Origin of the sequence: Daejeonella sp. (assembly GCF_044232565.1) — a bacterium.
Classification (GTDB): Bacteria; Bacteroidota; Bacteroidia; order Sphingobacteriales; family Sphingobacteriaceae; genus Daejeonella.
Map to the genome: position 1 here is coordinate 1 of NZ_JBIILQ010000056.1, position 12801 is coordinate 12801.

14 protein-coding genes are annotated in these 12801 nt (G+C 36.6%); 4 read left to right on the forward strand and 10 right to left on the reverse strand.

The features are described 5' to 3' along the window. A partial coding sequence (locus tag ACILQF_RS04930; protein WP_395626303.1) for a 3-oxoacyl-ACP synthase III family protein occupies window positions 1-384 on the forward strand: 384 nt, incomplete at its 5' end. Here ACILQF_RS04930 and ACILQF_RS04935 read toward each other — a convergent pair. From ACILQF_RS04935 to ACILQF_RS04960, 6 genes are all read right to left on the reverse strand, one after another. Continuing rightward, window positions 381-1862, reverse strand: a complete 1482-nt coding sequence (locus ACILQF_RS04935) for a tol-pal system YbgF family protein (protein ID WP_395626304.1) — start codon at window positions 1860-1862, stop codon at window positions 381-383. The genes ACILQF_RS04930 and ACILQF_RS04935 overlap by 4 nt on opposite strands. Window positions 1863-1934: 72 nt before the next feature. After that, window positions 1935-2681 carry a zinc ribbon domain-containing protein gene (locus ACILQF_RS04940; RefSeq protein ID WP_395626305.1) on the reverse strand — a complete coding sequence of 249 codons (747 nt, stop codon included), beginning with the start codon at window positions 2679-2681 and terminating at the stop codon, window positions 1935-1937. Further along, window positions 2681-3778: a Nif3-like dinuclear metal center hexameric protein gene (locus ACILQF_RS04945; RefSeq protein ID WP_395626306.1), complete on the reverse strand. Its 1098-nt coding sequence runs from the start codon at window positions 3776-3778 to the stop codon at window positions 2681-2683. The genes ACILQF_RS04940 and ACILQF_RS04945 overlap by 1 nt, the downstream gene beginning before the upstream one ends. 45 nt (window positions 3779-3823) lie before the next feature. After that, the gene (locus ACILQF_RS04950; protein ID WP_395626307.1) at window positions 3824-3925 is read right to left on the reverse strand and encodes a DUF2905 domain-containing protein; all 102 of its coding nucleotides are present in this window, start codon (window positions 3923-3925) and stop codon (window positions 3824-3826) included. Between the two features lie 91 nt (window positions 3926-4016). Further along, the gene (locus ACILQF_RS04955; RefSeq protein WP_395626308.1) at window positions 4017-4394 is read right to left on the reverse strand and encodes a TM2 domain-containing protein; all 378 of its coding nucleotides are present in this window, start codon (window positions 4392-4394) and stop codon (window positions 4017-4019) included. Beyond that, a complete protein-coding gene (locus ACILQF_RS04960; protein ID WP_395626309.1) occupies window positions 4385-4687 on the reverse strand; it encodes a DUF2752 domain-containing protein in 303 nt (100 codons plus the stop codon). Before ACILQF_RS04960 ends, ACILQF_RS04955 begins: the two co-directional genes overlap by 10 nt. Window positions 4688-4856: 169 nt before the next feature. Here ACILQF_RS04960 and mfd point away from each other — a divergent pair, with 169 nt between their 5' ends. Continuing rightward, entirely contained in the window at window positions 4857-8213 is a 3357-nt protein-coding gene (mfd, locus tag ACILQF_RS04965) for a transcription-repair coupling factor (RefSeq protein ID WP_395626310.1), read from the forward strand. Here the strand turns inward: mfd and ACILQF_RS04970 are convergent. The 4 genes from ACILQF_RS04970 to ACILQF_RS04985 are packed head-to-tail and all read right to left on the reverse strand — an operon-like array spanning window position 8210 to window position 11262. Then, window positions 8210-9274 carry an energy transducer TonB gene (locus ACILQF_RS04970; protein ID WP_395626311.1) on the reverse strand — a complete coding sequence of 355 codons (1065 nt, stop codon included), beginning with the start codon at window positions 9272-9274 and terminating at the stop codon, window positions 8210-8212. The two genes, mfd and ACILQF_RS04970, sit on opposite strands and share 4 nt — an antisense overlap. 58 nt (window positions 9275-9332) lie before the next feature. Further along, on the reverse strand, window positions 9333-10136 hold the full coding sequence (locus ACILQF_RS04975; protein WP_395626312.1) for a phosphatidate cytidylyltransferase: 804 nt from the start codon (window positions 10134-10136) through the stop codon (window positions 9333-9335). Continuing rightward, entirely contained in the window at window positions 10137-10340 is a 204-nt protein-coding gene (locus tag ACILQF_RS04980; protein WP_395626313.1) for a hypothetical protein, read from the reverse strand. Continuing rightward, a complete protein-coding gene (locus ACILQF_RS04985) occupies window positions 10321-11262 on the reverse strand; it encodes a lysostaphin resistance A-like protein (protein ID WP_395626314.1) in 942 nt (313 codons plus the stop codon). Before ACILQF_RS04985 ends, ACILQF_RS04980 begins: the two co-directional genes overlap by 20 nt. 77 nt (window positions 11263-11339) lie before the next feature. Here ACILQF_RS04985 and dusB point away from each other — a divergent pair, with 77 nt between their 5' ends. Beyond that, on the forward strand, window positions 11340-12332 hold the full coding sequence (dusB, locus tag ACILQF_RS04990) for a tRNA dihydrouridine synthase DusB (protein ID WP_395626315.1): 993 nt from the start codon (window positions 11340-11342) through the stop codon (window positions 12330-12332). A 27-nt stretch (window positions 12333-12359) separates the two neighbouring features. After that, window positions 12360-12746, forward strand: a complete 387-nt coding sequence (gene apaG / locus ACILQF_RS04995; RefSeq protein ID WP_395626316.1) for a Co2+/Mg2+ efflux protein ApaG — start codon at window positions 12360-12362, stop codon at window positions 12744-12746. The last annotated feature ends 55 nt before the right edge of the window (window positions 12747-12801 follow it).

Here is a 12801-nt window from a genome sequence, read left to right on the forward strand (position 1 = left end):
GAAAAGTACATTAAAATGGATGGGCGCAAAATTTATGAATACGCCCTAAAAAATGTTCCACATTTAATACAACAAACTCTTGATAAGTCTGGTACAGATATTCGCGATGTCAAAAAGGTACTCGTTCACCAGGCAAATGGAAAAATGGACGAAGCCATCTTAAAACGATTATTTAAACTTAATGGCATTACAGATGCCCCAATGGATGTGATGCCTATGACTATTGCACATTTTGGAAATAGCTCAGTTGCAACCGTTCCGACCCTTCTTGATTTAATCTTAAAAAATAAATTAAATGGGCATCAAATCAACAAGGGAGATATTGTTGTGTTTACATCTGTTGGCGCCGGAATGAACATTAACTCCATGGTTTACAAATTTTAATCCATCAAACGTTTTAATCCCTCTTTCGCACGGTTTTCAATACTATTTTCATAATCATGATCTTTCATGCTAATGGCGAGATTAAAGTACTGCTTTGCACGAATCAGATTTTTAGACTTTTCATAAATATTCCCAGTTCGCAATGCCGAATTAGCGGCAAATGAATAGGGCTGATGCTTCCCCAAATCAATGGCCACTTGATAGTATTTCAATGCTTGCTCATATCTAGAAGTTAGCTCATTAAGTCTGCCCAAACGATAATTAAACTCAATTTTATGCATTAAACTTTTATAATCTTGGGTATTTTTACCCGACAATTGAGCAAAAGACTTTTCATAATTACCACCATCTGCTAATAGTTTTGCCCTCAGTAAATTTATATCAGGAATGCCATAATTTATCTCCTTTAAAGCCTGAATATCTCTATTATGTACATTATAACCCTTTGTTTTTACTAATTCAACATTTTTTTGATAGCCTTGAATATTTCCTTTAATGAGCTCTAGCCAAGCCAATTGTAAATAAGTATCCTTAATTAAATTAGTCCCGCGATACGATTTAAGATATGTATTAAAACTAGTTGCCGCACTTTGATCCAAGTTTTGAAGTTTAGCAAGCCCAGTTAAATAATCAAGATAAGGATAGTGTGCATACAACACGCCCCTAGGCCTTTTGTTTAATTCAAGTACTGAATTACTGGAGTGAGCTAGTTTAATGCCTGCATAAGCCCTAATATAGGTTCTTAACAAGCTTTCAGAATCAAGTGCATCTGTAATTTTTATTATTCTTCCATAATTCATAGAATCAGAAATAATATCCGTTTGAATTATTGAATAATAAAAAACGGTTTCATCATAAAAGTGGGCATAGTTTGATTGAGGTAATTTTTCAATCAAATTTTCTAAAATTTTAACTCCGGCACGAGTATCCCCACGAATTCCAAATACAGATAAAGCCTTAGATAATCCATCAGGGAAGGAACCCAAAACGGCATTAATCATACCCAAGTTTTTTTGATTAGGTAAAAACCCTGGAAACTTTTTTGAGTTTTCTTTTAACTGATTGTAGGCTTTATTGAACTCTAAAGATGCGCTGAAATATTCCTTTTCTTTACTTCTACTTAAAGCCAATTGAAGGTTAATTTCGGCCAAGGCATAAAGATAATAGGGGGAGCTTTTATCGTCCTTTTCTATCCGGCTATAACGAGTGCTTTTACTTTCCTTAAAACGCTGAAGATCGGCATTGCTTTCACTTATGATAAGATTGAAATAATCTACATAATTATCAAGTAGGTAGGGAATTGAATTGTCGGGGTGCTTCCTTTTTTCGTCATTAATAATTGCCCGAGCGGTATTTAGCTTTAGTGCGATAATGTTTTGATAGGCTTTAATGCAATTTGCATTGAAGTCAAAATTGGCATGGGCCTTTGGTGTGAAAGCTAGGAGCAGGAACGCGAAAAACACCTTTCTAAATAACATTTGAGAAAATTAAATTATTCAGGCAAAAAAAAAGCGACCAGGGATCCTGATCGCTTTCTAATATTTTAATTGTTAGATGCTAGCTTCTTCTTCTCCAGCAAAACCTTCATCAACAATAATTCTTCCGCAATGCTCGCAAACAATAATACGTTTACGCTGACGGATATCCAATTGTCTTTGAGGTGGTATCTGGTTAAAGCAACCTGCACAAGAATCACGCCTAATGGTTACAACTGCCAATCCGTTTTTAGCATTTTTACGTAAACGGTAGTAAGCAATTAAAAGACGTTCTTCAATGTGTTTTTCAGCTTCTTCAGCCTTTGCTAAGATAACTGCTTCGTCCTTTTCAGTTTCAGCAGTAATTGTTTCTAACTCAGCTTTTTTAAGCTCAAGATCTTTTTTGCGTTCTGTAATAACAGCTAAAGCTTTTTCATAAACATCAGTTTTGTTCTGGATGTCAAATGAATACTCTTTGATTTTTTTCTCAGAAACCTGAATTTCCAATCCCTGAATTTCAATTTCTTTGGAAATTGCATCATATTCACGATTGTTTTTTACTTCAGCAAGTTGGGCTTCATACTTTTTTGTAGCAGCAAGAGCATCTTTAATAACGTTCTTACGTGTTACAATTGAATCTTCGAGCTCATCAAGCTCTGCCTTTATTTTCTGAATTCGGGTTTCTAGACCCGCAACCTCATCTTCAAGGTCTGAAACCTCCATAGGAAGCTCACCTCTAGTTTGACGGATCTTATCGATCTCCGTGTGAAGGGTCTGAAGCTCGAATAATGCTTTTAATTTATCTTCTACTGATTGTTCCATTAAATCAAATAATTTATGGGGTTTGTGTTCTGTAACGTTAAACGGAGGGCAAAGTTACTAAATTTTTCTGAAATTAATTCCAACAATAATTCCTGCGTAAACTGCTCACTTTCAAAATGTCCTACATCGGCAATAATTAGTTTTCCTTCCGAGTCAAAAAATTCATGGTATTTGAAATCTGCGGTGATAAATAAATCTGCACCGGCATTTATGGCATTTTTTAAAAGAAAGCTTCCTGAGCCCCCACAAACCGCAACTTTACGAATTTTTTTTGACCTAATATTGGTATGGCGAATCAACTTTGAACCCAATTTTTCTTTTATCAATTTTAAAAATTCAAGCTCATCCCATTCACGATCTAGATCACCAATCATGCCCGAACCAATCTCTTGATAAGCATTGTTTAAGGGATAAATAGAATAAGCCACCACTTCATATGGATGTGCTATATGTAATGAACTTAAAATTTTACTCTCAAGGTTAGTTGGATAAATAACCTCTATTCTTGTCTCTAACTCCTGATGCTGCTTACCGATTTCTCCGATAAATGGATCTGCACCCTCTGCCGCTTTAAAGGTACCCACCCCTTCCGAGTTGAAGCTGCACTCCGAATATTTACCAATAGAACCTGCGCCAGCCTCAAACAATGCTCTGCGAATATTTTCTGCATGTTCTACCGGACAAAAAGTTACTAATTGCTTTAGTACACCGCTTTTGGGACTTAAAATTACGGGATTCTGGATGCCTAGTTTATCACAAATTTTCTTGTTTACTCCATGGATTACATGATCCAAATTGGTATGGATAGCATAAATGGCAATATCATGCTTAATTGCTTTCATCACCACACGTTCCACATAAGTACTCCCATTAAACTTTTTTAAGCCCTTAAAAACGATTGGGTGATGTGATATAATTAAATTAAACCCGAGTTCAATGGCCTCGTTTAAAACAGATTCTGTGCAATCCAGTGAAATGAGAGCCCCAGAAATTTCCATCTCAGCATGCCCAACAATCAGGCCTGAATTATCATAATCTTCTTGATAAGACAGGGGTGCAATTTCTTCAAGAAAGGAGGATAATTCTTTTAATTTCATAGCCAAAGGTAATCTATAAGTTCAACCAGCTCCAAATTCTTAAAATCAATTGATCAGAAGACTGAATAGAATCATGCTCGTAAATGGAATATAAGGGCTAAAACCCGGTCTTTCAATCCTTAAATCGCCGGGAACATTTCCTATCAAATTTTTTTATCGTGAAAAAAATAGATTAGTATGCCTATAAAAGATATAAATATATCTGCCAATATGAGGATCTTTCCAGTCCCGATAGTAATTAAATTGATTTTTCTGGTGGATAAACCATCATTTTTACAAGCTGAGCACTTTCGTTTGCAGCATTCCGGTTGTACTCAAAAGTCAGAGATTTATGATTAATAATATCAACAATTGTCCCAATAAAACATAAACCAGCTGTTAGAATATACAGAATACCCATACCCATATTACCGATGATAAAACGCTGTATTCCGGCAATACCCAATAAACCAAGTAAGGTGAAAAGAAGGATTTCTTGAGAATCCTTTCGGCGAGTGGAATAAAATGCCACGAAATTCTGGGACTGTCGCTGATCCATACCAGCTAAAATCTGCTGCAAATAAGCGTATTCATCGGGGCTCATGCCCTTAAAATTAACTAGTGGGTCTATTTCCATGTTGGAACTGTTTTGTCTAAGTTTAAAAGGAAGTTGTTTAATAATTGTATAATCCTGTAAAGCAGGATTGTTAAAGCAGGAATGCCAAACCAATGCTGAGAAAATGAAAGTATAAAATCACCATGAAGTATATATCTAATTGACCTGCCCAATCCGCATCCGGGACACCAGCTGAAGCCCAAATTATCAAGAGGACATAAAGAAGAATGAGAAGAAACAGAGGTCTCGGTAAATGCTAGGAACAACAAAGCTCCCGACCAAACTATTAATTCAAAAGGTAATTTTTTAAGCATCTTTTATTCTATGGTATAAGAGCTGTTTATTCAAAATATGTTACTCTCTAAAAATTCTTTTACCTAAAATACGATTAAACATTGAAAAAATAGACATTATTCCTTCAAGAAAAAGCTGCCAGAGAAATAATTAGCTCTTAAATAGTATATTTGAATCGAAAATTAGGGCGTGAACATTCGGGATATTTTAATTCAGTACAAATCGGACCCCCGCATTGCCATTCTGGCAGAAGCCCTTAATAAAGGTAGGAAAAAACGGGTTCATTTAAAGGGTTTAGTCGGATCAAGTGATTCGATCATTGCCATAGCTACGTATTTTTTATTGCATAGGCACATGGTTTTTGTTCTTCCCGAACGAGAAGAAGCGGCTTACTTTCTAAGTGATTTAGAAAACCTACTCGAAAAAGAAGTCCTGTTTTTTCCATCCTCGTTCAGGAAATCTTTCGAATTTACTCAGGTTGATAGTGCCAATGTGCTGCAACGTGCGGAAGTTTTAAACGAATTAAATCACGCTACCGAATTTGGAAAAATTATAGTTACCTACCCAGAGGCCTTAGCAGAAAAAGTAATCGACCGAGAAGCGCTAGAAAAAAACACCTTAGAAATTGCCGTAGGAAATAAATTAAACATTGAGTTTATCAACGAATTTTTAATTGAATACGATTTTGACAGGGTTGATTTTGTGTATGAACCGGGTCAGTTTTCTGTGCGCGGTGGTATTGTAGACATTTTCTCTTTTTCACATGACCTTCCCTATAGAATTGAGTTTTTTGCCGATTTTATCGAAAGCATTCGAACATTCGAGATAGAAGATCAGCTTTCTGTAGATCAGGTAAAAAGTATTACTGTTGTGCCAAATGTTCAGTCTAAATTTTTAACTGACCATAATATTTCTCTTCTTGAATACATCGATCAAGATAGCATGATATGGTTTAAAGATGTAGAATTTACGCTGGACGTGATAAAAACTGGCTTTAAAAAAGCTATGGAGTTTTGGAAAGCATTGGGTGCAGAAGATAAAAAGCAAAATCCACAATGGATTGATCCAAAATTCAATTTCACCGACGAAAAAATGCTTGCCGATCAACTCAACGATTTTGATTTGATTGAATTTGGAAAGCAGTTTTTTTATAGTCCAGATGAAACAATTCTTTTCGATACCAAGCCACAACCTTCCTTTAACAAGGATTTTAACCTCCTTATTCATAACTTCAAGGAGAATGAGAAATTAGGCACAGAAAACCTAATCTTTACAGATTCGACCAAACAAATTGAGCGTTTATATAGCATTTTTGAAGACCTAAGGGCTGGTATTGAGTTTAAACCAATTCATCTATCCTTAAGGGAGGGTTTTATTGATCACGGACAAAAACTAGCCTGCTATACTGATCATCAAATCTTTGATCGCTACTACAAGTACAAACTTAAAAAAGGCTATATCCGTAGCCAAGCGATTACCCTTAAGGAACTTAGGGATTTAAAACCCGGTGATTATATCACACATATTGATCATGGTATAGGTAAATATGCCGGACTTGAAAAGGTAGATGTAAATGGTCGATCGCAAGAAATGATTCGTTTGATTTATGCCGATAACGACCTTCTTTATGTGAATATCAACTCCTTGAACCGAATTTCAAAATATTCAGGTAAAGAGGGAACGGTTCCAAAAATGAATAAACTAGGAACAGATACCTGGGAAAAGTTAAAAAAGACGACGAAAAAAAAAGTTAAAGACATTGCCCGCGATCTAATAAAGCTTTATGCTATGCGGAAATTACAGACCGGAACAGCATTTTTACCCGATACTTACCTTCAAACCGAGCTAGAAGCCTCCTTTATTTATGAAGATACTCCCGATCAGGTAAAAGCTACGGCAGATGTAAAAAGGGATATGGAATCGACACACCCCATGGATAGATTAGTTTGTGGCGATGTGGGCTTCGGAAAAACAGAAATTGCAATTCGTGCGGCATTTAAAGCAGTTACAGATAGTAAACAAGTAGCGATTCTTGTTCCTACAACCATATTAGCCTTGCAACACTTTAAAACCTTTACTGCCCGATTAAAAGATTTTCCATGCAATATTGATTATATTAACAGATTTAAATCAACAAAACAAATTAAAGAAACTCTTGAAAAGCTTGCCGAGGGCAAGATTGATATTATTATCGGTACCCACCGCATCGTTAGTAAAGATGTAAAATTCAAAGACTTAGGACTACTCATTATTGATGAGGAACAAAAGTTTGGAGTTGGGGTGAAGGAGAAATTAAAGCAGTTTAGAGCCAATGTAGACACTTTAACGTTAACGGCAACACCCATTCCACGAACACTACATTTTTCATTAATGGGGGCCCGAGATTTAAGTATTATCAGTACTCCCCCTCCAAATCGGCAGCCCGTTCTTACCGAGTTACATGTTTTTAATGAGAAGCTGATAAAAGAGGCGGTGGAATTTGAAATTGATCGTGGGGGACAAGTATTTTTTATCCATAATAGGGTGCAAGATTTGATGCAATTGGGCGGATTAATAAACACATTAGTACCTAAAGCAAGAATTGGTATTGCACATGGACAGCTAGAAGGAGATGCACTGGAGGATGTGATGCTCAAATTTGTAGGTGGGGAATATGATGTTTTAGTGGCCACAACAATTATTGAGGCTGGATTAGACATCGCCAATGCAAATACAATTTTAATCAACCATGCGCACATGTTCGGCCTGAGTGATTTACATCAAATGCGCGGCCGCGTAGGTCGCTCCAATAAAAAAGCATTCTGCTATTTATTAAGTCCGCCACTATCCACACTAACCAATGAAGCACGCAAAAGACTTAGTGCCATTGAAGAGTTTTCGGATCTGGGCAGCGGATTTAATGTGGCGATGCGAGATTTAGATATCCGTGGAAGCGGAAACTTATTGGGCGCCGAACAAAGTGGTTTTATTGCCGAAATAGGCTTTGAAATGTACCATAAAATTCTTGATGAAGCCATTCAGGAACTAAAAGAAGATGAATTTAAAAATCTATTTAGTGATGAAAAGCCTCGACCTTTTGTTTCATTTACGCATGTAGATACCGATTTGGAGGTAATGATACCCGATGAGTATGTAACCAATATTGCCGAACGCTATAATTTATATACGGAGCTTTCAAACATTGAGGATGAAATAGCATTAGATGCCTTCCGACAAAAATTAGCCGATCGCTTTGGTCCCGTGCCACAACAAGTAACGGAATTGATTAATACCTGGCGACTCCAATATCTGGGTAAAATGATTGGTTTTGAGAAAATATCTTTAAAAAAGGGGGTTCTAAGAGGGTATTTTATTATCAATAAGCAATCGGCATATTATGAAACAGAACAATTTGGCCGAGTTCTTTCTTTCTTAGAAGCACATCCACGTATCAGCAATTTAAAAGAAGTCAAGAACACCCTGCGACTTGCAATTGAACATGTAAATACCTTAGATATTGCTATTGAAATGCTTCAAGAAATAGCAACTATTCCAGAAACGACTTAATTAGGTAGCTGAAAGCTTATAGGAAGGGTATAAGAGGTTCTAACGGGCGATCCATTCATAATGCCGGCTTTCCAATTCGGACTCAATTTAAGAACGCGAATGGCTTCTTCATCGCAACCGGATCCAATTCCCCTGATAACTTTAAACTCGCTTAAGCTTCCGTTGTTCTCAATCACGAAGCCTATATAAACCTTCCCTTGTATTCTGTTTTCTCGAGCCTTAGCAGGATACCTTAATCTGGAGGCTAAAAACATGGCCAAAGCTTTTTGTCCCCCACGATACTCGGGTGCAATTTGAACATTTCCAATATCATATAACTTGGAATCATCGTGAGATTCTGGCTTTTGTGATTCTACGGTTAATGCATCATCCTTACTATTTGATTTTTCCTGATAGTTTTTATCATTCTCCCTAAAATCGCTTGTGTCACTTTGAAAAGAACGTGGCGACTCCACCAAATTTTTAATTTCAATTTCCCGCAATGAGCTGATTTTTCCTTCGTCATTAATTACTATTTCATAGCGAACAGCTGCGCTAACATCCATATTTCGTGATGGTCGGAAATAACTAATATTGGTCCAGTAATTTGCATAAATTTCATTAGCACTTCGTTCAAACTCAAGCGAAGAAATATCCCAAGTTAATTCGAAATTCTTCATGTCAGCTAAGCGCTTCCAATGAACTTCCTTAATTTTTTGGTAAGTGAGGTTGTGGAAATTAAAATAGGTTTGAGTAATCGGGGGGAAATAACTTGGGGGATCAAAATATCCTCTTCTCTGATCATTATAAAAAACTTCAATAAACTTGATGAGGGAGATTCTAACCTCCTCATCACTCATTGCCAAGTTATCACTTAACACATCCGAGTTGTCTTCTGTTTTGCTAATTTTAACTTCATCCTTTGCCGAGAAAATACTTGATACATCATCCACATATAAAGTAAGATAGCCCATGACCAAAACAAGCAGACCAAGACCAATAATCATATATACTAAAGAACGATCTGGTTTAGGTTCATTTTCTAATCCGGAATCTTGCTGTTTATTAGAATCTTGCTCCATAAATTTTATTTTTGGGGTTTTAGAATAAAAACCGTTCCATTTATTTGAAGATGAAATTTTATAGGCTAATTAAATGTAAATAAAAATAAACAAGTGGGGCAGCAATCAATAAGCCGTCGAAGCGATCTAAAAATCCACCGTGGCCAGGTAAAAAAGTACCTGAATCTTTGGTGGAAAGACTGCGCTTCAGCATGGATTCGGATAAATCGCCTAGGGTCCCAGTTACGGCAATAATTGAGGCCATAACTAACCAGTGAACTAAAGAAAGCTCAGTAAAATAAAGACTCAAAATATAAGCAACTAGGGCACTGCAAACTAATCCACCAACAAATCCCTCCCAACTCTTTTTGGGCGAATGTCTTTCAAAAAGACGGTGTTTACCAAATTGAACTCCAAAAATATAGGCTCCAGTATCACTCGACCAAAGCATCATTAAAAATGCCAATGGATAATGAAATGAATACTGCCCATCCTGGAAGGCCATAGCATAGAAAAAACAAAATGGAATTGCCGCATACACGAGTCCCAAAAACGTATAAGCAATATTATGAAATGGATTTTTATGGTGTTTGTACAGTTCTGAAACAATCAATAAAACCCCAAACGGAATACAAAAAACAAGGTTGTTTATGGCTTGATTAGCCATAAAATGAGCAATTAAGGGGCTAATAATACTAAGTAAAAACAATAATCCTGTACTTAAGTTGGGCCTTACGTCATCCGTTTTAACCAATTTGTAAAACTCAAGCGTACAAAGGATAGAAATAAGAATAAAAAATAGCGTAAAAGTATTGGCATCAACCAAGACCAAGCCCAACACAACTGCCGCAAAAATAAAACCCGTAATTGCTCTTGTTTTCATTTACAGTTCGTTTTCCATGATGATACCTTTAGCTTTATCAAGATTGCTCTCGTGAATATAAACCTCAACCTCGCCAATACGATAAGGAAAACCCTGTTTATTGATAATAATGGCATCCATTTCATGATCAACTAAAACCTGCCTAACTAATTCTGATTTAAAAAAATCTGCTGAGGTATATACCTTAATCCAATCTGCTTCCATCCGATAATTCTACGTTATTTTCCTTTGAATTTACTGTATAGTAATAAAAATACCAGATAAGTGCCACAAACGCCAATGTGCTCGCAATAAAAACAGGAATACTAGCCGGGTCGGGTTCAAACACATTCTCAATGGATTTACCCTTTTGCTGTATAACATAAGCCCCCAGAGTTGCAATGCCATTGTTTAGAAAATGTGCCAAAATGGGAACCCAAATACTGCCACTCCAAACGAGCATATATCCAAAAAGTGCACCCAAAACCATGCGTGGCAAAAAACCATAAAACTGAAAATGTATCGCACTAAATATTATTGCAGTAATCCAAATTGCTATGTGATAATTACCGGTCCAGCGTGCAAAAACCTTTTGCAAACAAGCCCTAAAAATCAACTCTTCGCCCAATGCAGGGATAATAGCAAGCATTAAAATGTTAATCAGAAAAATATTAAATGAGTTCATAACGAGTAGCTGCTTCGTCATTTCAAGCATTTGTTCCTCTTTTAGCTTCATCCATACTTCAATTTCCTTTAATGCCTCAGGTAAGACCATGTTTTTGTTTAAATCATTGATGAACTCCATCATGGGGCCTATGCTGAGCATAATTAAGACGGTAAGAATAAGCAAAACCGGCCTCGTTTTTTTAAAGTTTAAGAAACTAATCCATTGCTTACTCTCAGATTTAGCAAAAAGTAGAGCGGTTACCACAAACATTCCGAAAGATGAAACGATTTGAATAATCCTAATGCTTTCAAGGGGGAAGGCGCTACCATCAAATTCTTTAATATTTGGTTCAAGTCCGTAAGTTATCGCAGCAATACCCAAGCCCAAAAGCCCGAAAATTGCTGCACATGCCAAGAACAAACTAAATAATAAAAGTAAAGAGCTTAAAGGATGACGTTCTGCTGACCCTGATTTAAACATGCTAATAATTTATTTGTAATTTTGCATTTACATGAGCTAACAAACCCATGTAAAAATACAAGTTTGAAAGATAGCTAATGTCTGTAAAGATAGGAAATATAGATTTAGGGGAGTTCCCACTTTTACTCGCTCCAATGGAGGATGTAAGTGACCCCCCATTCCGTTTTGTTTGTAAACAAAATGGGGCTGATATGATGTACACCGAGTTTATTTCTTCCGAGGGATTGATTCGCGATGCGGCAAAGAGTCGCGCGAAACTCGATATTTTCGAGTATGAGCGCCCCATCGGAATACAGATTTTTGGGAGTGAGATTGAAAGCATGCGCGAAGCGACACGCATAGCCACCTTAGCTAAACCTGATTTAATCGATATAAATTATGGCTGTCCGGTTAAAAATGTAGCTTGCCGTGGTGCTGGTGCGAGTTTACTTCAGGATATTGACAGAATGGTTTTAATGACCAAAGCCGTTGTTGAAGCTACTCATCTGCCGGTTACCGTTAAAACAAGGCTGGGTTGGGACGACAATACCAAAAACATTCGTGAAGTTGCCGAGAGACTTCAAGATGTTGGTATTCAGGCACTTACAATTCATGGTCGTACACGTGCACAAATGTACAAAGGTGAGGCTGATTGGACATTAATTCGGGAGATCAAGAGAAATCCAAGAATAAAAATTCCAATTTTTGGAAATGGAGATGTAAATTCCATTCAAAAAGCTGCCGAATGGCGAATGGAATACGAAATTGATGGCATCATGATTGGAAGAGCCGCCATTGGATACCCTTGGATATTTAGAGAAATTAAGCATTTTTTTAAAACGGGAGAATATTTGGCCGAACCAACACTTACAGAACGCATAGATGTTTGCAAAACACACCTTGATAAATCAATTGCTTGGAAAGGTAATAAAACAGGTATTTTTGAAATGAGACGACATTATGCTAATTATTTTAAAGGAATTCCTGATTTTAAAGAATATCGAATGAAGTTGGTTTCTCTCGAGAATATTGATGATATTTATTCTGTTCTAGCAGAAATTAATGAGCGTTTTCAGGCAGAAACTGTTTAATTTTGAAACTCGTAAATCCAAAATATGATGGTTACCAAAATTACTGAGGGGGTTAAAGTATCAGTAGAAACTATTTACCAACCGGAATATTCAAATCCGGCGAACGAGCATTTTATGTTCGCCTACAGGGTAAAAATAGAAAATATGGGTGATTACTCCGTACAATTGATGAGCCGAAAATGGACCATATTCGATTCAAACGGTTCAAAACGTACTGTTGAGGGCGAGGGCGTAGTTGGGCAACAACCCCTTATCGAACCCGGAGAAAACCATGAGTATGTTTCTGGATGTAATTTGAAAACAGATATTGGAACAATGAAAGGTTCATACGAAATGATACGAGTAGTAGATGGTCAGAAATTTGAGGTTAATATCCCGGAGTTTCAATTGATAACACCCTATAAACTAAATTAGAATTTTTTTATACAAAAAACCCCGAACAGATATTTAATCTATTCGGGGCTTAATA

Bases quoted from the DNA above. Each gene is read 5' to 3' on its own strand.
- ACILQF_RS04985 (WP_395626314.1), bottom strand. From the start codon at position 11,262: ATGTTTAAATCAGGGTCAGCAGAACGTCATCCTTTAAGCTCTTTACTT.
- ACILQF_RS04970 (WP_395626311.1), bottom strand. From the start codon at position 9,274: ATGGAGCAAGATTCTAATAAACAGCAAGATTCCGGATTAGAAAATGAA.
- ACILQF_RS04955 (WP_395626308.1), bottom strand. From the start codon at position 4,394: ATGGAAATAGACCCACTAGTTAATTTTAAGGGCATGAGCCCCGATGAA.
- ACILQF_RS04975 (WP_395626312.1), bottom strand. From the start codon at position 10,136: ATGAAAACAAGAGCAATTACGGGTTTTATTTTTGCGGCAGTTGTGTTG.
- ACILQF_RS04960 (WP_395626309.1), bottom strand. From the start codon at position 4,687: ATGCTTAAAAAATTACCTTTTGAATTAATAGTTTGGTCGGGAGCTTTG.
- ACILQF_RS04945 (WP_395626306.1), bottom strand. From the start codon at position 3,778: ATGAAATTAAAAGAATTATCCTCCTTTCTTGAAGAAATTGCACCCCTG.
- dusB (WP_395626315.1), top strand. From the start codon at position 11,340: ATGTCTGTAAAGATAGGAAATATAGATTTAGGGGAGTTCCCACTTTTA.
- ACILQF_RS04940 (WP_395626305.1), bottom strand. From the start codon at position 2,681: ATGGAACAATCAGTAGAAGATAAATTAAAAGCATTATTCGAGCTTCAG.
- ACILQF_RS04980 (WP_395626313.1), bottom strand. From the start codon at position 10,340: ATGGAAGCAGATTGGATTAAGGTATATACCTCAGCAGATTTTTTTAAA.
- apaG (WP_395626316.1), top strand. From the start codon at position 12,360: ATGGTTACCAAAATTACTGAGGGGGTTAAAGTATCAGTAGAAACTATT.
- ACILQF_RS04935 (WP_395626304.1), bottom strand. From the start codon at position 1,862: ATGTTATTTAGAAAGGTGTTTTTCGCGTTCCTGCTCCTAGCTTTCACA.